The organism is Enhygromyxa salina (assembly GCF_002994635.1).
GTDB classification, from domain to species: domain Bacteria; phylum Myxococcota_A; class Polyangia; order Nannocystales; family Nannocystaceae; genus Plesiocystis; species Plesiocystis salina_B.
The window spans coordinates 225462-244243 of record NZ_PVNL01000117.1; the positions used below are offsets into that span (position 1 = coordinate 225462).

The window sequence follows — 18782 nt, forward strand, 5'->3', positions numbered from 1 at the left end:
CCGGGCTCAGCCAGGATCGGGCACGGCCGGCGGCGTCGGGACCGGCCCGCCCTCGGGGACGGGGGGCGCGGCCTCGGGCGCGTCGGGCTGATCCTCGGGGAGCGGCGGCGCGGCCTCGGGGGCCGGTGGCGGCGCGACCTCGGCAGCGGGGGGCGCAGCCTCGGGGGCCTCGGGCTGCGCGGCTTCGGGCTCCGCGTCGGCCTTCTCGAGCTTGATCGCCTCGGCCTCGAAGTCGGTCGCGGCCTGCTCCCACACCCGGGTGGTCTCGGGCCGCACGTCGTTGACGGTCGCCCACCCGATCAGGGCGAGCAGGGCGATCATGCCACCCATGTGGATCCGCTCTTCTAGCAGCTTGTTGGGCGGGCGTCGGGCGACGAGCTCGTAGAACAAGAAGATCAACCGGCCGCCATCCAAGGCCGGCAGCGGCAGCAGGTTGAACATGCCGAGCACCGTGGAGATCAGCGCGCTGAACATGATCAAGTCGACGGCGCCACGGTCCGCGCTGCCCTTGATCGCCTTGGCGATCGCCACCGGACCGCCGACCTTGGCCTCGGCCTTGCCGGAGATCAGCGACCACAGCCCCTTCAGCTGGCGGGCGGTCTGGGTGAACGGCCACTCGACCCCCAGCACCACCGCCTTGCCCGGGTTCATGGGCACGTAGCTGCCGATCTCGGCCAGATCGGCCTGCATCGCGGGGGCCTCGGAGTTGAGCGCGATCGGGAAGCTCAGCTCCTCGCCCTCGCGCTCGACCGTCACGTCGACGGTCTCGCCGAGCCGCGCGAGCGTGAGCTCGATGACCTGGGCCCGGGCGTCGGGGCCCCGCACGTCGACCCCGTCGACCGCGAGGATCTCGTCACCGACCTCGAGCCCCGCCGCCGCCGCGGGGCTGCCCACGCGGAAGTCCGAGACCTGCACACCGATCGGCTCCTTGAGCCCGACCGACGCAAACACGGCGATGACCAGCAGCATCGCGGCGAGGTAGTTCGCGATCGGCCCGCCAGCGATCGCCAGCAGCCGGGCCCACAGCGGGCTGTCGCGGAAGTTGCGGTAGCCGGAAGGTGGCGGCGGGAGGTTGCCCTCTTCGTCGAGCGCGTACTCCTCCGGCTCCATGCCCACGATGTGGACGTAGGCGCCGAACGGGATCGCGCTGATGACGAACTCCGTGCCCTTCCAGGTGAACAGCTTGAGGATCACGGGCCCGATGCCGATCACCGAGAAGCGATCGACGTGCATCCCCCCGAGCTTGGCGCACGCGAAGTGCCCGAACTCGTGAATGATGATGAGGACCGAGAGCGCGAGGATGGCCAGGACCCAAGTCACGGTGATGTATATACCCCCACAGCCGCCGCGCACTTCGGCACGGGCTCCGCGTCATCCCAACCAGTTGATGTGGCAAGTGAGCGAGGGCACGGGGACCGCCCGACCCTGCTCGCGCTAGCGACGATCGAACTGACCGAGGCCGAACCCAGCGAGGCGCCCCCGAACGAACAGCCGGGCCCGATTGCGCAGGGCCTGGTCGCGCGGGGGGCTCCACGCGGGGCGCTGCCCGTGGGAGTCGAGCAGGCGCTCGACCTCGCGCTGGGCGCTGACGAGACCGCCGCCCATCCAACCGAGCGCGGCCTGGCCGACGCCACGCCGGAGCGCCAGGACTTCACCTGGAATCACGGCCGCTTGATCGCCGCAGAACACCTGTCGCGTCGCCCACAGCCCATGCGCGAGATCAAAGGGCGCGTCGACGATCAGCCACACGCGACCGCGGGCCAGGCGAGCGGCCCGCATCACCGCGGTGCCGGGCTCGAGCGCCTGGAAGCTGCGCAGCTGCGAGTGCCGACCGTGGAGGATGCTGAGCACGCTCAGGGTGTTGTCCCGCGACGACTCGTCGAGCGCGAGCACCTCGTAGCTCAGGTTGGGATCTGCACGACGCTCCGCGCCCGCAGCGATCCAAGCTTCCTCACGTGCATGCTCGGGCGCCTCGTGCCACTCGCCAGCGGCGTGCTCGCGCCTGAGCGCCTCGGCGACCTCGACGGCGGCCTTGGCCATGACCGGCAGGCGCGTCTCATCGTCGCGTAGGCACAGGGCGATGCTCAGATCCAGCGACATCGTCGCAACACGAGTCCTTCGGTGGAAGTCCTTCACCTTGACCCGCGGGCCCCAGCCGGTCAACCCGCAGCGGGTTTCGCGGGCGCCGCGAGAAAGTTCTGCAGATTGACTGCAAACCGACCGGAGCCGGGCCGACATGAGCAGGGCGCGGCGAATTTCACCAACGCGACTCGGGCCGTCGCCGCGCTTGCCAAGTCTCAACCCAGGCCCGACCATTCGCACCAGGAGCCTCCATGTCCGGCGTAAACAAGGTCATTCTCATCGGCAACCTCGGACGCGATCCAGAGCTTCGCTACACCCAGAGCGGAAGCCCTGTCGCCAGCCTCTCGGTCGCCACCACACGCAAGTGGCGCAACAAGCAGACCAACGAGATGGTCGAAGAGACCGAGTGGCATCGTGTCTCGGTGTTTGGCCAGTCGGCCGAGCACTGCAACAACTACCTGTCCAAGGGTCGCCAGGTCTACGTCGAGGGTCGCCTGCGCACGCGCAGCTACGACGACAAGGACGGCGTCAAGAAGTACTCGACCGAGATCATCGCCGACACCGTGCAGTTCCTCGGTGGTCGTGATGGCGCCGGTGGGGCCGGTGGCGGTGGTGGTGGTGGCCGCGGCGGTTACGACGACGGCGGTGGTGGAGGCGGCTACGGTGGTGGCAACCGTGGCGGCGGCGGGAACCGGGGTGGCGGCGGCGGCGGCAACTACGGCGGCGGCGGCGGCGGCAACTACGGTGGTGGTGGTGGCAGCGGCGGCGGTGGTAGCCCCGAGCCCTACGACCCCGGCAACTACGCCCCGTCTGGCCCCGAAGACGACGACATCCCGTTCTGATTGAGCCGGCGTTCCAGCCCGGTCCCGAAGGAGCACATGCAGTCGTTCGTGTTCCGTGACGCGATGGCCAGCGACGAAGACGCGATCTTCGAGCTCGCTGGCCATCTCGACACGCTCAACCTCCCGCCCGATCGCGGCTTCATTCAGGAGCTGATCGCTCGGTCGGAGAGGTCGTTCGCTGGCGGCAACGATCCGGAGCTGTTCGACCCCGAGCGCCGGTTCTTGTTCGTGCTCGAGAGCCCGACCGGCGAGGTCGTGGGCACGTCCATGATCCACGCCCAGCACGGGACCCGCGGCGAGCCCCACGTGTTCTTTCGCGTGGTCCAAGAAGAGCGCTACGCCGAGCTCAGCCTCGGCTCCGAGCGCCGTGAGGTCCACATGACCCACGAGATGCTGCACCTCGGGCGCACGTATCAGGGGCCCACGGAGATCGGCGGCCTGGTCCTGCACCCGGATCTTCGCAAGCACCCGCGCAAGCTCGGGCGACTGCTCTCGCTCGGGCGGTTCTTGTACATCGCCGCGCTCCGCCACCGGTTCCGCGACCGCGTGCTCGCCGAGCTGCTCCCGCCGCTCGAGCGTGGGCCGCACGGGCGCACGCACTCGCGCCTGTGGGACGCGCTCGGCAGCCGGTTCACCAACCTCACCTACGCCGAGGCCGATCGGCTCAGCGCCCACGACAAAGAATTCATCTGGCGGCTGTTCCCGGTCTCGCCCGTGCACGTCAGCTTGCTCCCGCCCGAGGTCCGCAACTTCATCGGCGAGGTCGGGCCGGAGACTGTGGGCGCGCTGCGGCTGCTGCAGAGCATTGGCTTCACCGACTCGGGCAAGGTCGATCCCTTCGACGGCGGGCCCCACTGGGAGGCCGCGACCGACGAGATCAGCCTGGTCCGCGACGCGCAGTGGTGTCGCGCGCGAGCGGGCGCCGTCGACGAGGCCGGCGTCCCAGGGATCGTCGCGCGGGTTCGCCAGGCTCACGAGTCGCCGGAGCTCCCGTGGTTTCGCGCGGTCTGGACCCACGTGCGTGATCGGGTGCCCGACGAGCTCGTGACCCACGTCGACGACAAGCAGGACTTTGCGGTCGACTGGGGTCAGGATCGGGCCGGCGACTGGGCCGTGCCCGCGCCCGGTGAGTCGGTCCACGCGGATCCAGGCCGCGAGATCACGATGCCGGCCGAAGATCTGGCGGCGCTGCAGCTGCCCGCGGGCAACGAGCAGGTGTTGGTGGCGCTGCGGCCCCAGCTGCGCGTGGCCAACCCCGATCCTGCCGCCCGCTGAGCCCACCCGGGTACTTCGGGCACTTGGGCTCCAGTGAAAAAGGGAGGCTCGCTCGAGCCTCCCCCTTCCAGGTTCAAAGTCAGCTCGCCGGCGAGCTTACTTCTTCGCGTCCTGGTGCTTCTTGATCAGCTCTTCTTGGATCGACGAAGGCACCTTGTCGTAGTGGGCGAACTCCATGGTGTACTCGGACTTACCCTGGGTCGCGGAGCGCAGCTCGGTGGAGTAGTTGAACATCTCCGAGAGCGGCACGTGGGCGTCGATCACGGTGTTGCCCATGCTGGTCTCGGACCCGACGATGGTCCCACGACGGCGGATCAGGGTGGTCTGCATGCCGCCCTGGAACTCCTCCGGACCCTCGACCTGGACCTTCATGATCGGCTCCATGATGACCGGCTTGGCGGCCCGCATGGCCTCGCGGAAGGCCGCGCGCGCGGCGATCTGGAACGCCATGTCGCTCGAGTCGACGGCGTGAGACTGACCGTCGTTGACCTCCATCTCGATCCCGGTGACCGGGGCGTCGATCAGCACGCCCTTGGTCATCGAGTCCTTGAAGCCCTTGTCACACGAGGGCACGTACTCACGCGGGATCGAGCCGCCGGTGACCTTGTCGACGAACCGGTAGTGGGGATCGCCCTCGGTCTCGATGTCGATCGGCCGCATCATGCCGGCCAGGCGCGCGTACTGACCCGAGCCACCCGTCTGCTTCTTGTGGGTGTAGTTGTAGGCGGTCTCGCGGGTGATGGTCTCGCGGTAGGCGACCTGCGGCTCGCCGACCACGGTGTCGACCTTGTACTCGCGCCGCATCCGCTCGATGTAGACCTCGAGGTGCAGCTCGCCCATGCCCGAGATGATCGTCTCGCCGGACTCCTCGTCGCGGTGGACCTTGAAGGTTGGATCTTCCTTCGAGAACCGGTTGAGCGCCTTCGAGAAGTTGGCGTGGCCGCCCTTGTCCTTGGGCTCGATCGCGTAGCTGATCACGGCGTCGGGCACGTGCATCGACTGCATCGAGTAGCGCACGTTGCCGTCGGTGAAGGTGTCACCCGAGGAGCAGTCGATGCCGAACAGCGCGACGATGTCGCCGGCGTAGGCCTCCTCGATGTCCTCCATCTTGTCCGAGTGCATCCGGACCAGGCGACCAAGCTTGTGCTTCTTGTTGGTCTTCTGGTTGTAGATGAACTCGCCCTTCTTGAGCGTGCCCTGATAGATCCGGGTGTAGGTCAGCTGACCGTACTTGCCGTCCTCGAGCTTGAACGCGAGCGCGACCAACGGCAGGTCGGGGTCGCTCTTGAGCATGACCTTCTCCTCGTCGTTGCCGAGGTCGAAGGCCTGGTTGTCGATCTCGTAGGGCGCCGGGAGGTACGACATCACGGCGTCGAGCAGGACCTGGACGCCCTTGTTCTTGTAGGCCGAGCCACAGAACACGGGGGTCAGACCAAGCGCGATCGTGGCCTTGCGGATCACGGGCTCCATCTCCTCGGCGGAGACTTCCTCCTCGGACAGGAATTTTTCCATGATCGCGTCGTCGAAGTCGCCGAGCGCCTCGACGAGCTTGAGGCGATACTCCTCCACGCCCTCGACCAGCTCGGGCGGGCACTCTTCGATGCGGATGTTCTCGCCGTTCTCGCCGTCGAAGTAGTAGGCCTTGCGCGTGCGCAGGTCGACGACGCCCTCGTGCTGATCCTCGGCGCCGATCGGATAGGTCACGAGCACCGCGTTGTGGTGCAGCTTCTCGCGCAGCTGCTTGGTCACCTTGAACGCGTTGGCGCCAGAGCGATCCATCTTGTTGATGAACGCGAGGCGCGGCACGTTGTAGCGGCGCATCTGCCGATCGACGGTGATCGACTGCGACTGCACGCCGGACACCGAGCACAGCACCAGGATCGCGCCGTCGAGCACGCTGAGCGCTCGCTCGACCTCGACGGTGAAGTCGACGTGTCCGGGCGTGTCGATGATGTTGACGTCGAACTCTTTCCACTTCACCGCGGTCGCGGCCGACTGGATGGTGATCCCGCGCTCTCGCTCGAGCTCCATCGAGTCCATCGTCGCGCCGACGCCGGACTTGCCTTTGACCTCTTCGATCTTGTGAATGCGGCCCGTGTAAAACAGGATCCGCTCGGTGAGCGTCGTCTTGCCCGAGTCGATGTGGGCGGAGATTCCGATATTGCGAACTTTGTCGAGGTCCATGGCTCTGGCTGGGCTGAAGTACAGAAACCGCGGGTTGGCGCCTGTTGGCAGGCTGCCCCGCGGGCGCGCGGAGGATGCCATACGGTCGGCGAACCGACAGGTGTGTGGCGCCGCTGCGGCGTGACGGTCCACACTCTGGCGGGACCGCGCGGGCGCGTGGCGGCTGATGAGCGCTCCTTAGCGTGATCTCGGAGTTCGCAGTGAGCAAGAGCCCAGTTCTCTGCGCGGCGATCGACACGCGAAGCCAGGCGCGGGACCGCGGCACGCGCAACCGGCGCGAGCACGCGGCGAGAGATCTCAGCCGCCACCAGCGCCACGGCCAAGCGTCGCGCCGCACGCTGTAGTATCTCGCCCCGATCGGCGGCCCTCGAGCCGCCCCGAGGCGAGCATGACCAAGCACGACGACGCGCTCACCGAGCCGCGAGACAACTTCATCATCGACGCCGTGGCCGAGGATCTCGCGGCGGGCCGCTACACGCGGCCGGTCTGCACTCGCTTCCCGCCCGAGCCCAACGGCTACATGCACCTTGGTCACGCCAAGGGAGCGACGATCGCCTACGGCGTGGCGCAGCGGTTCGGCGGCCTGTTCAACCTGCGGATGGACGACACCAACCCCGCCGCCGAAGATCAGGTGTTCGTCGACGCGATGATCGAGGACGTCGCGTGGCTGCTCGGCTGCGACCTCGAGGGCCGGGTGTTCTACGCCTCGGACTACTTCGATCAGCTCTACCAGTACGCGCTGCAGCTGATCGACAAAGACCTCGCCTACGTCGAGGAGCTCACGCTCGAGCAGATCCGCGAGTACCGGGGCAACTTCTTCAAGCCGGGCCGGCCCTCGCCGTGGCGAGATCGCCCGGTCGCCGACAGCCGCCGGCTGTTCGAAGAGATGAAGGCGGGCCAGCACGCGCCGGGCTCGCTGACGCTGCGGGCCAAGATCGATCCGGCCCACGGCAACATGAACATGCGGGATCCCGTGCTGTATCGGATCCTCGACCAGACCCACCACCGCGCCGGTCCGTGGCGGATCTACCCCATGTACGACTACGCGCACCCGCTCTCGGACGCGATCGAGGGGGTGACCCACTCGACCTGCGGCAAGGAGTTCGCGGATCACCGGCCGCTCTACGACTGGTGCCTGGCCAACGTCGACATCGTCGAGCCGCCGCGCCAGATCGAGTACGCCGAGATCGGCATCACCGGGGTCGTGCTGGCCAAGCGGCACCTGCGAAAGCTGGTCGAGTCGGGCGTGGTCGAGCGCTGGGATGACCCGCGCTTGCCGACCGTGCGCGGGCTCCGTCGCCGCGGGGTTCCGGCCGAGGCGATCGTGCGGTTCTGCGAAGAGCTGGGTGTCTCGGACGGCTCACCGGGCAGCGTCGACACGGCCCGGCTCGAGGCCACGCTGCGCGACTACCTCAACGCCGAGGTCCCGCGGGTGATGGGCATCCTCAACCCGCTGAAGGTCACGATCGAGAACATCCCCGAGGGTCAGGTCGAGCAGCTCGACGCCCCCTTCATGCCCGACAGCGACGCCCACGGCTCGCGGTCGCTGCCGTTCTCGCGCGAGATCTACATCGACCGCGACGACTTCATGAAGGACCCGCCCAAGAAGTACTACCGGCTCGCGCCGGGTCGTGAGGTCCGGCTGCGCTACGCGTACGTGCTCGCGTGCACCGAGGTCATCGAGGATCCCGAGACCGGCGAGGTGCTCGAGCTGCGCGGCACGATCGACCCGGACACCAAGGGCAAGAACCCCGCGGACGGGCGCAAGATCAAGGGCACGATCCACTGGATCGACGCAGGCGCGGCCGTGCCCGCCGAGGTCCGGCTCTACACCAACCTGTTCACCGACGCGCTCGAGGCGTTCGACGGCAGCCAGGCGATCCAGGACTACGTCGATCCAAGCTCGCTCGAGCTCGTGACCGGCGCGCTCGTCGAGCCCAGCCTGCGCGACGCCAAGGTCGGTCATCGCGTGCAGTTCGAGCGGGTCGGGTACTTCGCCGTCGATCCCGACAGCGAGTCGGCCGGGCACCTGGTGTTCAACCGCACCGCGACGCTGCGCGACAACAAGTTCAAGAAGATCTTCAAGGGCTGAGCGGCGCAGCCGGGAGCAGGCGAGAGCCGCGGCCGTGGTGCAGCAACCACAGCCGCGCGCTCGCCCGGGTCGCCGCGACATACAGCGCGCGCCGGGCCTCGGGAGTGTCGGGGTAGTTGCTCGCGCTCACGTCCGGCAGCACCACGTAGTCGAACTCGAGGCCCTTGATCTCGTCGACGCACGTCACGCTGATCCCGGGGCCAAATCGAAAGTCGCCGTCGACCACCAGCCGACAGCTCAGGGCCTTGGCGAGCAGCGTGTGCATGCGCCGAGCCGACGCCGCGAACCGGCACACCACCGCCACGCTGGCCGGTTGATCGTGGTGGCGCAGATCCACCAGCGCGCGGATCAGCAGGCTGACCAGCTCGAGCTCGTGGGCCGCGTGGGTGAACACCAGCGCGGGGTCGTCAGCTGCTGGGTCGGGGTCAACTGGACGCGGCTCGAACAGGGTGCGGGCGAACGCCTCGACCGCGGGTGGGCAGCGATAGCTCATCGCCAGGGTGATCTGCTCGGCGTCCTCGCCGACGCCCAGCTCGCTCAACATCTCGGGCCAGCTCGTGAACGCGATGGTCTCGTCGACCTGTTGGTGCTCGTCACCCGCGAGCGTGATCGAGCCCCCGTCAGCGCGCGCGCGGCCGATCACCGCCAGCTCGATCGGCGCGAACTCCTGGGCTTCGTCGACGACGATGTGGTCGTAGCGCGACAGCCCGGCCGCGGCCGTCACGTCGCCGCCCGTGCGCAGGCGCAGCAGCTCGAACAAGACCGCGAAGTCCTCGACATCGATTGTCTCGGCGTCCTGCATCGGGGTGCCCGCGTCGATCGACTGGCCGTCGATCGTGCGCAGGCGGTCGGCGTCGACGTGGGCAAGCTGGTGCTCGCTGGTCGGCGAGAACAACACCTTGGTGTGGTCGAGCACCGCGCGGAGCATGCGTGGCGTGATCGCGCCGCCGGCCAGCTCGGCGACCCGCTCGAGCAGCGCCCGGTCGCCAAAAAGGTGCAGCAATTGTTCGGCGGTGTTGATCGTCTCGTGGTCACGATAGCCCCGCTCGACCTCGCGCATCGCCGCGGTCCCGCGCACGATCTCGGGCAGGACCTCGCGGACCGCCGGGTGTCGCTTGACGCGGCTGACCGCGAGCGGGGCCGCCTGGCTGTCGCGCTCGGGCAGATCTGGGAACACCGCGCGGCCCTGCTCGGCGATCCACCTAAAAAAGGTACGGACCTCGGCGTCGTCAACGCCAAGTCGGTCGAGCAGCGAGACGACCAGGCGCCGCAAGCCGGGGGTCGGGACCAGGATCAGCGCCGCGAACGATCGACCGGCCGCCCGCGCCTGGCGGTGCAGGTGGGCGACGCGGTGCAGCGCGACCGTGGTCTTGCCGAACCCAGCCTCGCCAAGGATCAGCAGCGAGCGCTCGGGCCCGAGCTCGACCGCGCGGCGCTGGGTCGCGTCGAGCTCGACCTCGATGATCGAGCTTGGCGTCGTGCCCGAGCCTGGCTGGCCGGCGCGGGTCGGTCGTGGCGAGATCGGTGAGCGCTGGCGGGTCGGACCGACGACCCAGCCCGTCGACGCGCGGCGCAGGCACCGAACCCCATCGTCGACCTCGGTCACTCGCCCGTCCTCTGTTCGCAGCAACGCCCGAGCCAGCACCGTGCCCTCGACGCTGCGCTCGCTGTCGAGCTCGACCTCGTAGTCGTCGCCGACGTCATCGGCCAGGAACACCTCGGCGAGCGGCGCCTGCTCCCAGTCGAGCAGCGCAAATCCGCCAGTGACCAGGGACTGGGTCCCCAGGATCAGCTCGCGGGTCCGGCCGCTGGTCTGGACCCGCAGATAGCCTAGGCAACGGGCCGACGCTCGCTGCTCCCAGATCGCAGCACACAGCGCCTGGATTCGTTCACCACGATCGACCTCGACCTTTGCTGGCTTGCCGTTCATGACCGGCCCAATAGGCCGAAGCGCCCGCAGATTTGCAATCTATTGCTTTTCGCGGGACTGCGGTAGGATCCATCTCGTCGGACCTGATGCCTAGATGCCTAGATGGCTAGATGCGAGGCGCCGTCAGCTCTCGGCGCCGAGCGTGCTCACGATCTTCGTGCCGATCATCTCGCGGTAGCGAAACAACAGCCACGCGACGCCAGGGACCGTCAGCGCAGCCAAGAAGAACAGCGTGGCGATCGTCTTCACGCGAATCACAAACTCACCCGCGAGCTGGCTGAAGTCCATCCAGTGACCGCCGCCCTTGGCCTGCTCGTACATGTAGCGCAGCTCTTCGCTGGTCATCAGCCCATACCCGAAGCGCAGGCTCTCGAACACGATGAACAGCCCGCAGGCGGCGTAGAGCGGGCGCTCGGCGGCGAGCTTGATCGCGCTGCCCGACAGCGCCCGATAGATGAACACCGTGGCGATGACCAGCTCCGTGCCGTGGCCCATGAGCACCATCAGGTGGCGGTGCGCGGGGCTGATCGCCAGCAGCGTGAACGAGACCCCGACGATCGTCCACGCCCACCTCGCGCGGGGGTTGGCGCGGTGCTGCCAGCCCATCCACGCCAGCAGCCCGAGCGGCAGCAGCAACAGCGGCCACACCCGGGCCCCCTGCAGCGTGATGCCGCCGCCGTAGGTGAAGTCGAAGGTCGGGATCGCCGGGTATCCGAACAGCCACGCGGTCAGGGCGTGGCCCATCTCGTGGACCAGGATCGTCAAGTAGCCGAAGATGAAGCGCAGCTGCGGCAGCGCGCTGGCGACCAGCGCCAGACCGGCGCCGATACCCATCGACACCCAGCCCTGGCGCTCGACATGGGAGACCTCGGGCGTCTCGACGAAGATCATCCGGGGGAGTGTAGCCCCGAGTGGCCGGCTGGCCGGCGCCGCCGAGGCGTTTGTTGCCGCAAGTTTGCGCCGTCAGCTCGACCCGAGAAACGCCGATGCTCAGCTTCGCGCCGCGGCCCAGCGCGCGAGCACGCCGTCGACGCTAAATCCGAACTCCTCGGCGAGCCGCTCGGCCGGCGCCGACGCGCCGAAGTGGTCGATCCCGTGCACATGATCCGCCCAGCGCGACCACCCCAGCGTGGTCCCAGCCTCGATCGCCAGCCGCCGCTCACGACCGACCGCCGCCGGCAGCACCGACTCACGATAGCCAGCGTCCTGGGCCTCGAACCGCTCCCAGCAGGGCATCGACACCAGGCGGATCCGCTGGCCCTTCGCGCGCAGCTGGTCCACGCACGCCGACGCCAGCGACAGCTCCGAGCCCGTCGCCATGAAGATCCCATCGAGCGCGCCCGCACCCTCGGGATCCGACACGACATAGGCCCCCCGCGCGACCGCGTCGGCGTTGGTGGCTGCCAGCGTCGGCAGGTTCTGCCGGGTCAAGAGCAGCGCGGTCGGGCCGTCGGTCCGCTGCATCGCGCACTGCCACGCGCCAACGGTCTCGCGCGCGTCGCCCGGCCGCATCACGTGCAGGTTGGGGATCAAGCGCAGGCTCATGGTGTGCTCGATCGGCTGGTGGGTCGGCCCGTCCTCACCCAGGTAGAAGCTGTCGTGGGTGAACACGTGCACGATCGGCAGGCCCATCAGCGCCGACAGCCGCACGGCCCCGCGCATGAAGTCCGAGAACACCAAGAAGGTCGCGTCGAACACCCGCACGCCGCCGTGCAGCGCCATGCCGTTGCAGACCCCGGCCATGCCGTGCTCGCGCACGCCAAAGTGGAGCTTGCGGCTCTCGGGGTGCTGCTTGCTCTGTCCCGGCCCCGGCAGCTCCGTGCCGTTGGACCCGGCGAGGTCCGCCGAGCCGCCGAGGAACAGCGGGTAGGCCTCGTACAGCGCCGAGACCACCTTTTGACTGGCCTTGCGCGACGCGATCGAGCCCCCGACTTCAAACCCTGCGAGGACCTTGGCGAACACCTCGGTCGCGGCCGCGGGCAGCTCACCCGCGATCGCCTGATCCAGCGCGCGCCCGAGCTCGGGGTGCGCCTGTCGGTAAGCGCCGAGCCGCGCGTCCCAGTCGGCGCGGCTCTGCGTGTGCACCTGCTGTTGCTGCTCGAGCGCCGCGCTGACCTGACCCGGTACGTGGAAGGTCGGCTCGCTCGGCCAGCCGATCGCGGCCTTGGTCGCGGCGACCTCGTCGGCCCCGAGCGGCGCACCGTGGGCGCCCGAGGTCCCGGCCTTGTTTGGCGAGCCCTGAGCGATGACCGTGCGGCAGCAGATGATGCTGGGTTGATCGCCCGCCGCCCGCGCCGCCGCGATCGCCTTGCGCACCGCCGCGTGGTCATGCCCGTCGACCTTCTGGACGTGCCACCCGTACGCGACGAACCGGGCCGCGACGTCCTCCGTGAACGTGATGTCGGTGGCGCCGTCGATCGAGATCTGGTTGTCGTCGTAGAGATAGATCAGCTTGCCGAGCCCAAGGTGCCCAGCCAGGCTCGCCGCCTCGGACGCGATGCCCTCCATCAGGTCGCCATCGCTGACGATCCCGTAGGTCATGTGATCGATGATTGTGTGGCCTTCACGGTTGAAGTGGCTGGCCAGGAAGCGCTCGGTCAGCGCCATCCCGACCCCGGCCGCGAACCCCGAGCCCAGCGGCCCGGTCGTCACGTCGACGCCCGGCGTGTGCCCGTACTCCGGGTGGCCCGCCGTCTTCGAGCCCCACTGGCGAAAATTCTTCAGCTCGGTGATCGGCAGCTCGTAGCCGGTCAGGTGCAGCAGCGCGTACAGCAACATCGAGCCATGCCCGGCCGAGAGCACGAAGCGATCGCGATCGAACCACTGTGGCTGGGCCGGATCGTGGGTATGAAATTCCGTCCACAGCACCGTCGCCAGATCAGCGCAGCCCATCGGCATCCCGGGGTGGCCAGAGTTGGCGGCCTGAACGGCGTCGATCGCGAGACCCTTGATGGTCTTGGCCATCAGCTCGGCGGTCGCGGGATCGAAGCTGCGCGGGGTCGACTCGGCGCGAAGGGACGTTGGCATGGGCGACAGCTATCACGCCCCGCGGCCCGGCTCACGGGGGGGCGAGCGGCGCTGATCGCCAACCCGAGTCATTCGCCCGCTGGCACCCCCGTGTGCGGGTCTGTGTGTGCTCGCCCCGGCGTGTGAGCCTGCTAACGAGTTTCGCTGCCCACGGTGATCCGTTTAGGCTCCGCACATGCGCATCTGCATTCTCGGAGCCACCGGCCTGGTCGGCGGCGAGCTGCTCACGCTGATCGACCGCGCCTGGCCCAACGCCGAGCTCGACCTCTACGCCAGCCGCGACCAGACCCTCGAGCACGCCGGCCGCACCCACCAGGTCCACGCCGCGAGCAAGCTCGAGCAAGCCGACGCACGCGGAGGCGACCTGGCCTTCGTCGCCCTCGACGACCAGTACAGCGCCCGCTACTGCCCCCGCCTCGTCGAGCTCGGCTACCGGGTGATCGACAAGAGCAACACCTACCGGATGAACCCCGAGGTCCCGCTGATCGTCGCGGGCGTCAATCATCGGCACGCGACGCCAACCACCAAGTTGGTCGCCAACCCCAATTGCACGACGATCCCGCTGAGCCTCGCGCTCGAGCCCCTGCGCACCGCGTACGGCCTGGCCGAGGTCACCGTCAGCAGCTACCAGGCCATCTCCGGGGCTGGGCTCGCCCCGCTCACCAGCTTCGTCGACGCGACGATCGAGGGCTTCACCCAGATGCAGCGCACGGGAGATCGAACCGGCGCGCTGCTCGATCCAAACGCGTACCCGGCCAACGTCGTGCCCCACAATGGCAGCACCGACGCGTCGGGCTTCTCGTCGGAGGAGCGCAAGCTCGTCAACGAGAGCCGCAAGATCCTCGAGCTGCCCACGCTCGCGATCTCGGCCCAGTGCTGCCGCGTGCCGGTCCCCGTGGGGCACTACGAGAACGTCTGGGTCGAGCTCGAGCGCCCCGCCGACGCGGCCGGCATCGCCGAGCTGCTCAACGCCGCGCCCAGCGTGCGCTATGTTCCCGGCGCCGAAGGGACCAACCTGACCGCGCTCGCAACCGTGCAACATCGCGATTACGCGCTCGTCGGCAGGCTCCGCAAAGATGGGCGCGACGCAGACGGACGGCGTTGGTGTCTGACCGTGGCCGGCGACAATCTGCGGCTGGGTGCGGCCACCAACGCGGTTCGGATCGCGTCTGTGTGGTTTGCGGCAGATGACGCGACGCTGCGGGCATGACGCTTGGCACTGGAGTGCCACTGTTCGTATTCGCGCTCGATCGACAATACACGCTGCAGTCGCGATTCGCGGTATACACTGTCGCACGAGTCAGCTGAGACTCGCGACACGGGATGACTTCAGCGAGCCACGCCATCTCGGTGACTCTGTGTTGTGCGCCTGAGGACGCCGACCACCTGCGGCCCCTCGCGGCCCACCTGTCCGACCACGGGCTGCCCACGAGCTTGTTGATTGGGGTCGAGTCTGATCCGCACCAGCTCGGGCCCGCGCTCGACGTGCCCGGCGCCGGGCTGTACGTCGTCTGCCTGGGCGAGTCCCTGGGCCCCGCCGAGCACCGACGCCTCGCGGGGGTCTACAGCGCGCGCAAGGGCCCAGCGCACTATCTCGCCGAGTTGCTGGTCGAGCCCGACGAGACCCTGGCGATGGCCGAGACCATCCACGCCGCGCTCGCCAAGCTCGATCAGTCAAACGCTTCTGCCCCGCTCGCCAAGCAGGCCAAGTCCCCGAACGGCAGCCGATTGCGAGACGTCGTGGGTGTCACGGACATCTCGGCTGTCGGCTCCGACGCGATCCCCGGTGGCAATACGCGGATCCCGAAGACCCCGCCACCGAGCCAGCGCGCGCCCGTCCGTGAGGGCTCGGTGTCTGGGTCCTATGTGCTGAGCGCCGCCAAGTCGGTCAGCCGCGAGCGGTCCGCGACGGCCGACGATGCGCCGGCGCCTGGTCGCCCCGCGCCCAAAGCCGACGCGAGCGGGATCACTGCGCGCACAGGCTCGAGTCCAGCTCCCGCGGCGAAGCTCGATGCCACGCCCAGGACCGCGTCCAAGCCAGCCGTGACGCCCGTCGACGCGCGGACCGGACGCTCATCCAAATCGATCGTCATCGTGCTGTTCGTGGTCCTGCTCGCGGTCGCGGGCACCGTCTACCTGATCGACTCACAGGGACCCGAGACCACGCTCGTGCGCGGTCGCGGTGCGCCCACGGTCGCACCGATCGACGACACCGCGACGGCGACCGAGACCGCCGAGCCTGAGACGACCGGTCAAGAAGCGACCGGCGACGACTCGACGACGGGCGAGCACGAGACCGGCAGCGACGACGGCGGCGAGGCCGAGCCCACCGACGCGACCACGATCATCCGTGAAGCGATCGCCAACGGTGACATGCGTTCGATCGATCTGCTGCTGGTCGCCCAGCCGGGTGACACGATGTCGTGGCGCGACGCGGCCAACGACTGCCGCGCCAAGTCGTACCGAGGCGTCCGTGACTGGCGGCTCCCCAGCCTCGACGAGCTCAAGACGCTGCGGGGCGCGCGAATGCTCGAGAAAGACCGGTACTGGTCGGGCACCCTCGCCCCGCAGGTCGGAGACGGCCAGGATCACGTGTTCGTGCTCGACCTCGCCGCGCGCAGCATCGAGCCGGTCAGCAAGGATGCGTCGGACGTCCGGGTCCGATGCGTACGCGCGGCGCTGCAGCCAGGTTGATCAGAACCGCATGGTCCAGCTGACCGTCGCCTGGCGCCCGGTCTTGCCTGCGAGTCGTCGCTCATCGACGCTCAGCGTGATCACCCCCGGCAGCAGCGTGGCGACCCCGGCGACCGTGCCGATGATGCCTCCGGTCAGTGTCTGGTAGATCCTGCCGTTTGGACGTGTATTGCCGTCGATGCCCAGCAACACCCCGCCCGTCGTCGTCAAGCCGACGCCCGTGACGATCAGCGCGATCTCGGCCCAGCGCGGCATGATCCGGGCGCGAGAACGGCCCGGCCGCAGTACCTGTGTTGCCTCTGGTCGAAGGTCCGCGAACTCGACGCCAACCACCTGGTCCGCCTCGCTGAGCTCGACCTGCTCGCGCTTGTCCGATCGCCTGCCCGTCGTGTCCTCGATCCACACGCGGTAGGTGCCCAGCAGCAGCGGCGGCGGCTCGGTCCCGAGCTCGCGCTCGTTGACGTAGACCTTGCACGGTAGCTCGCAGCTCACGACCAAGCTGGCCCGGCCGAGGGACTCGAGCGCGTCGACGCGTTGCGTGTAGAGCTCGTCGAGGCTCGGCCCGAAGTCCGCGGCCGGGACGACGTCACCCATGGAATCGCGGATCGCGTCGTCCATGATCCGCTCCGCGTCGTCCTGGTGGTCGGCCAGCAGGTGTGCGCGCGCGAGGTTGAGGCGGGCGGACTGGCGCAGCGCTCTGGTCTCGGCGTCATCTGAAAGCTCGGGGGCGAAGTTCTCGAGCGCCGAGATCGCGCTGGTCAACGCTGTCGTCGCCGCGGCGGGATCGAGGTTGGCGTCGGCGTCGGCCTGGCGCAGCTCGTCGATCGCGGCGCCGTACTCCGGCTGCTCGACCGCGGGGGCGGGTGCTTGTGTGGGTGCTTGCGTGGGAGCGAACAGGAGCGTGATTGTGGTCAGTAGCGTGAGCATCGCGAGTCGTGTCTCCAGATCGCTAACGTAGCCGCTTGGCGGGTGGCGGCTGTGACCCGGGGGCCTCGTCCACGACCAGCAGCGCGCTGCCAAACAAGAACGAGACGCCGCCTAGCCCGATCACGATCGGGCCTTCGACGGTGCGCTCGCGGGCACCGATCATCCACGTGCCTACGCTTGCCAGGCCCACGCCGAGGGCCATCATGGCGATCTCGACGTTGCGGGGTAGCGTGCGCGAGCGGGGTGTGACGGCGTGGGGTAGCGACGCTGGGTTCGCTGGCGGTGTCGGCTTGGGTTGGTAGCTGAGCTCGACCTGGGCGCCGTCGGCCGCGAGCCGAATCGCGGATTGTTTGGGCGGGAGCTTGCCTGATGCGTCGACGATCCAGACCCGATAGATCCCGAGGTACATGGGCTCGGTGAGCGTGGGGGTCTCTCGCTCGTTGACGAACACCCGACAGGGGATCGTGCAGGTGACATGCAGGCGGGCCCGTCCGTTGGCTTCCAATGTTGCGAGGCGCTGGGCGTAAAGCGACTCCAGCGTGGGGCCGAAGTCTGCGAAGGGTAGCTCGCGTCCTCGGGCGGTGCGGATCGCCTCGTCGGTGGTCGCGGCCGCCTGGTCGGGTTTGTCGAGCAGGAGATAGGAGCGAGCGAGGCTTAGCTGGGCCCGGCTCTGGAGCGCCTGTGCGTCGGGAGAGATCGCCACGCTCGCGGGGAACCGCGTCAGGTTGACCAGCGCCTCGAGCAGCGCGGCCGCGGTCTGTTCGGGGGGGTCGTTTAGGTTGGCGTTTGCGTGGGATAGTTGTGTGAGCGTGGCTTGGTAGTCTGGCGCCGGGGTTGGCGGCGACAGGGTCAGCGCGAGCACGAGGTTGAGCGCGAGCATGATTCGTGCTCAGAACTGCATTGTCCAGGTGAGGGTTGCTTGATGGGCGGCGCCTCTGCGGCGCGCTCGCTCGTCGATCGTTAGCGTGATCGCGCCGCAGGTGCCGAGGCCTGCTCCGACTGCGAGGCTGAGGGCGCCGGCGATCATGGGGCCGACCTTGGTGTCGTTTGTTGCGGCCAAGACCGCGCCCGTCGCGGTGAGGCCGGCTCCGATTACGAGTAAGGTGATCTCCGCGCCGCGCGGCATGATCCGGGGTGACGCTGATGGAGGTCGGGAGGATGACGGGGGAAGTACGACTGGCGCGAACGTGACCTCGTAGACTTCGTCGGCCTCGGTTAGCTCGACGACCTCGCGCTTGCGGGGTAGCTCGCCGGTGGGGTCTTCGACCCATACTCGGTAGCTGCCTAGCGGTACGTTTGGGGTTTGATCGGGCGGGATTGCTGTCTCGTTGATGTAGATTCTGCACGGCTTGGCGCAGGTCACGAGTAGGTCTGCGCGGCCGAGTTCGTCGAGCGCGGCGACTCGTTGTTCGTAGAGTTCGGTGAGGCTGGGGCCGAATAGCTCGGCCCTGACCTCGGCGCCCATGGCTTCGCGAATGGCCTCGTCCATGGTTTCGTGCGCGAGGGTGGTCTCGCCCGCGAGCATGTACGTGCGCGCGAGGTTGAGGCGGGCGCGCTGGCGGAGGTCTGTGGCGGTGGGCGAGACTGCGAGTTCGGGGGCGTATGCGTCGAGGGCTGTGAGGGCTTCGCGCAGGGTGGTTGCGGACGTGAGCGGATCGGTGCCTCGGTTGGTGTCGCGGTCTGTCTGCTCGAGGTGCTCGAGGGCGGCGGTGAACTCTGGGGACTGGGG

15 protein-coding genes are annotated in these 18782 nt (G+C 68.6%); 6 read left to right on the forward strand and 9 right to left on the reverse strand.

What is annotated here, in order from left to right; translation table 11 throughout:
- Positions 1 to 6 precede the first annotated feature (6 nt).
- Together ENSA7_RS29715 and ENSA7_RS29720 are read right to left on the reverse strand one after the other, a co-directional pair.
- Positions 7 to 1320, reverse strand: coding sequence for a M50 family metallopeptidase (locus ENSA7_RS29715; RefSeq protein WP_181234245.1), 1314 nt, complete (start codon positions 1318 to 1320; stop codon positions 7 to 9).
- A 114-nt stretch (positions 1321 to 1434) separates the two neighbouring features.
- Entirely contained in the window at positions 1435 to 2100 is a 666-nt protein-coding gene (locus tag ENSA7_RS29720) for a hypothetical protein (RefSeq protein ID WP_106092745.1), read from the reverse strand.
- Positions 2101 to 2333: 233 nt separating this feature from the next.
- On the opposite strand from ENSA7_RS29720, the gene ENSA7_RS29725 reads away from it, so the two are divergent.
- Both ENSA7_RS29725 and ENSA7_RS29730 read left to right on the forward strand, forming a co-directional pair.
- The gene (locus tag ENSA7_RS29725) at positions 2334 to 2924 is read left to right on the forward strand and encodes a single-stranded DNA-binding protein (protein WP_106092746.1); all 591 of its coding nucleotides are present in this window, start codon (positions 2334 to 2336) and stop codon (positions 2922 to 2924) included.
- The gene (locus ENSA7_RS29730) at positions 2925 to 4199 is read left to right on the forward strand and encodes an arginine N-succinyltransferase (protein WP_146158269.1); all 1275 of its coding nucleotides are present in this window, start codon (positions 2925 to 2927) and stop codon (positions 4197 to 4199) included.
- 96 nt (positions 4200 to 4295) lie between these two features.
- On the opposite strand, the gene fusA is transcribed toward ENSA7_RS29730, so the two are convergent.
- The gene (gene fusA / locus ENSA7_RS29735; protein WP_106092748.1) at positions 4296 to 6383 is read right to left on the reverse strand and encodes an elongation factor G; all 2088 of its coding nucleotides are present in this window, start codon (positions 6381 to 6383) and stop codon (positions 4296 to 4298) included.
- 388 nt (positions 6384 to 6771) lie between these two features.
- Between fusA and ENSA7_RS29740 the strand changes: the two genes are divergently transcribed.
- Positions 6772 to 8475, forward strand: coding sequence for a glutamine--tRNA ligase/YqeY domain fusion protein (locus tag ENSA7_RS29740; protein WP_106092749.1), 1704 nt, complete (start codon positions 6772 to 6774; stop codon positions 8473 to 8475).
- Here the strand turns inward: ENSA7_RS29740 and ENSA7_RS29745 are convergent.
- The 3 genes from ENSA7_RS29745 to tkt all read right to left on the reverse strand — a co-directional run bounded on the left by ENSA7_RS29745 (position 8465) and on the right by tkt (position 13432).
- Positions 8465 to 10405: an ATP-binding domain-containing protein gene (locus ENSA7_RS29745; protein WP_106092750.1), complete on the reverse strand. Its 1941-nt coding sequence runs from the start codon at positions 10403 to 10405 to the stop codon at positions 8465 to 8467. The two genes, ENSA7_RS29740 and ENSA7_RS29745, sit on opposite strands and share 11 nt — an antisense overlap.
- 123 nt (positions 10406 to 10528) lie before the next feature.
- Entirely contained in the window at positions 10529 to 11296 is a 768-nt protein-coding gene (locus ENSA7_RS29750) for a hypothetical protein (RefSeq protein ID WP_106092751.1), read from the reverse strand.
- Between the two features lie 99 nt (positions 11297 to 11395).
- Complete coding sequence (gene tkt, locus ENSA7_RS29755) at positions 11396 to 13432, reverse strand: transketolase (protein WP_106092752.1); 2037 nt, start codon at positions 13430 to 13432, stop codon at positions 11396 to 11398.
- 175 nt (positions 13433 to 13607) lie between these two features.
- Between tkt and ENSA7_RS29760 the strand changes: the two genes are divergently transcribed.
- Both ENSA7_RS29760 and ENSA7_RS29765 read left to right on the forward strand, forming a co-directional pair.
- Positions 13608 to 14642: an aspartate-semialdehyde dehydrogenase gene (locus ENSA7_RS29760; protein ID WP_106092753.1), complete on the forward strand. Its 1035-nt coding sequence runs from the start codon at positions 13608 to 13610 to the stop codon at positions 14640 to 14642.
- A 140-nt stretch (positions 14643 to 14782) separates the two neighbouring features.
- Positions 14783 to 16126, forward strand: a complete 1344-nt coding sequence (locus tag ENSA7_RS29765; protein ID WP_181234246.1) for an Lcl C-terminal domain-containing protein — start codon at positions 14783 to 14785, stop codon at positions 16124 to 16126.
- Here ENSA7_RS29765 and ENSA7_RS29770 read toward each other — a convergent pair whose 3' ends face one another.
- Genes ENSA7_RS29770 through ENSA7_RS29780 form a run of 3 tightly spaced genes read right to left on the reverse strand, consistent with a single transcriptional unit; the run spans position 16127 to position 18542 of the window.
- Positions 16127 to 17053: a hypothetical protein gene (locus ENSA7_RS29770; RefSeq protein WP_106092755.1), complete on the reverse strand. Its 927-nt coding sequence runs from the start codon at positions 17051 to 17053 to the stop codon at positions 16127 to 16129.
- A 22-nt stretch (positions 17054 to 17075) separates the two neighbouring features.
- Positions 17076 to 17933 (reverse strand): hypothetical protein, encoded by an 858-nt coding sequence (locus ENSA7_RS29775; protein ID WP_106092756.1) that lies wholly within the window; start codon positions 17931 to 17933, stop codon positions 17076 to 17078.
- Positions 17934 to 17942: 9 nt separating this feature from the next.
- On the reverse strand, positions 17943 to 18542 hold the full coding sequence (locus ENSA7_RS29780) for a hypothetical protein (RefSeq protein ID WP_219908081.1): 600 nt from the start codon (positions 18540 to 18542) through the stop codon (positions 17943 to 17945).
- Positions 18543 to 18548: 6 nt separating this feature from the next.
- On the opposite strand from ENSA7_RS29780, the gene ENSA7_RS45105 reads away from it, so the two are divergent.
- A partial coding sequence (locus tag ENSA7_RS45105; RefSeq protein WP_219908082.1) for a hypothetical protein occupies positions 18549 to 18782 on the forward strand: 234 nt, incomplete at its 3' end.

Bases quoted from the DNA above. Each gene is read 5' to 3' on its own strand.
- ENSA7_RS29760 (WP_106092753.1), top strand. From the start codon at position 13,608: ATGCGCATCTGCATTCTCGGAGCCACCGGCCTGGTCGGCGGCGAGCTG.
- fusA (WP_106092748.1), bottom strand. From the start codon at position 6,383: ATGGACCTCGACAAAGTTCGCAATATCGGAATCTCCGCCCACATCGAC.
- ENSA7_RS29720 (WP_106092745.1), bottom strand. From the start codon at position 2,100: ATGTCGCTGGATCTGAGCATCGCCCTGTGCCTACGCGACGATGAGACG.
- tkt (WP_106092752.1), bottom strand. From the start codon at position 13,432: ATGCCAACGTCCCTTCGCGCCGAGTCGACCCCGCGCAGCTTCGATCCC.
- ENSA7_RS29745 (WP_106092750.1), bottom strand. From the start codon at position 10,405: ATGAACGGCAAGCCAGCAAAGGTCGAGGTCGATCGTGGTGAACGAATC.
- ENSA7_RS29770 (WP_106092755.1), bottom strand. From the start codon at position 17,053: ATGCTCACGCTACTGACCACAATCACGCTCCTGTTCGCTCCCACGCAA.
- ENSA7_RS29780 (WP_219908081.1), bottom strand. From the start codon at position 18,542: ATGGACGAGGCCATTCGCGAAGCCATGGGCGCCGAGGTCAGGGCCGAG.
- ENSA7_RS29740 (WP_106092749.1), top strand. From the start codon at position 6,772: ATGACCAAGCACGACGACGCGCTCACCGAGCCGCGAGACAACTTCATC.
- ENSA7_RS29775 (WP_106092756.1), bottom strand. From the start codon at position 17,933: ATGCTCGCGCTCAACCTCGTGCTCGCGCTGACCCTGTCGCCGCCAACC.
- ENSA7_RS29750 (WP_106092751.1), bottom strand. From the start codon at position 11,296: ATGATCTTCGTCGAGACGCCCGAGGTCTCCCATGTCGAGCGCCAGGGC.
- ENSA7_RS29725 (WP_106092746.1), top strand. From the start codon at position 2,334: ATGTCCGGCGTAAACAAGGTCATTCTCATCGGCAACCTCGGACGCGAT.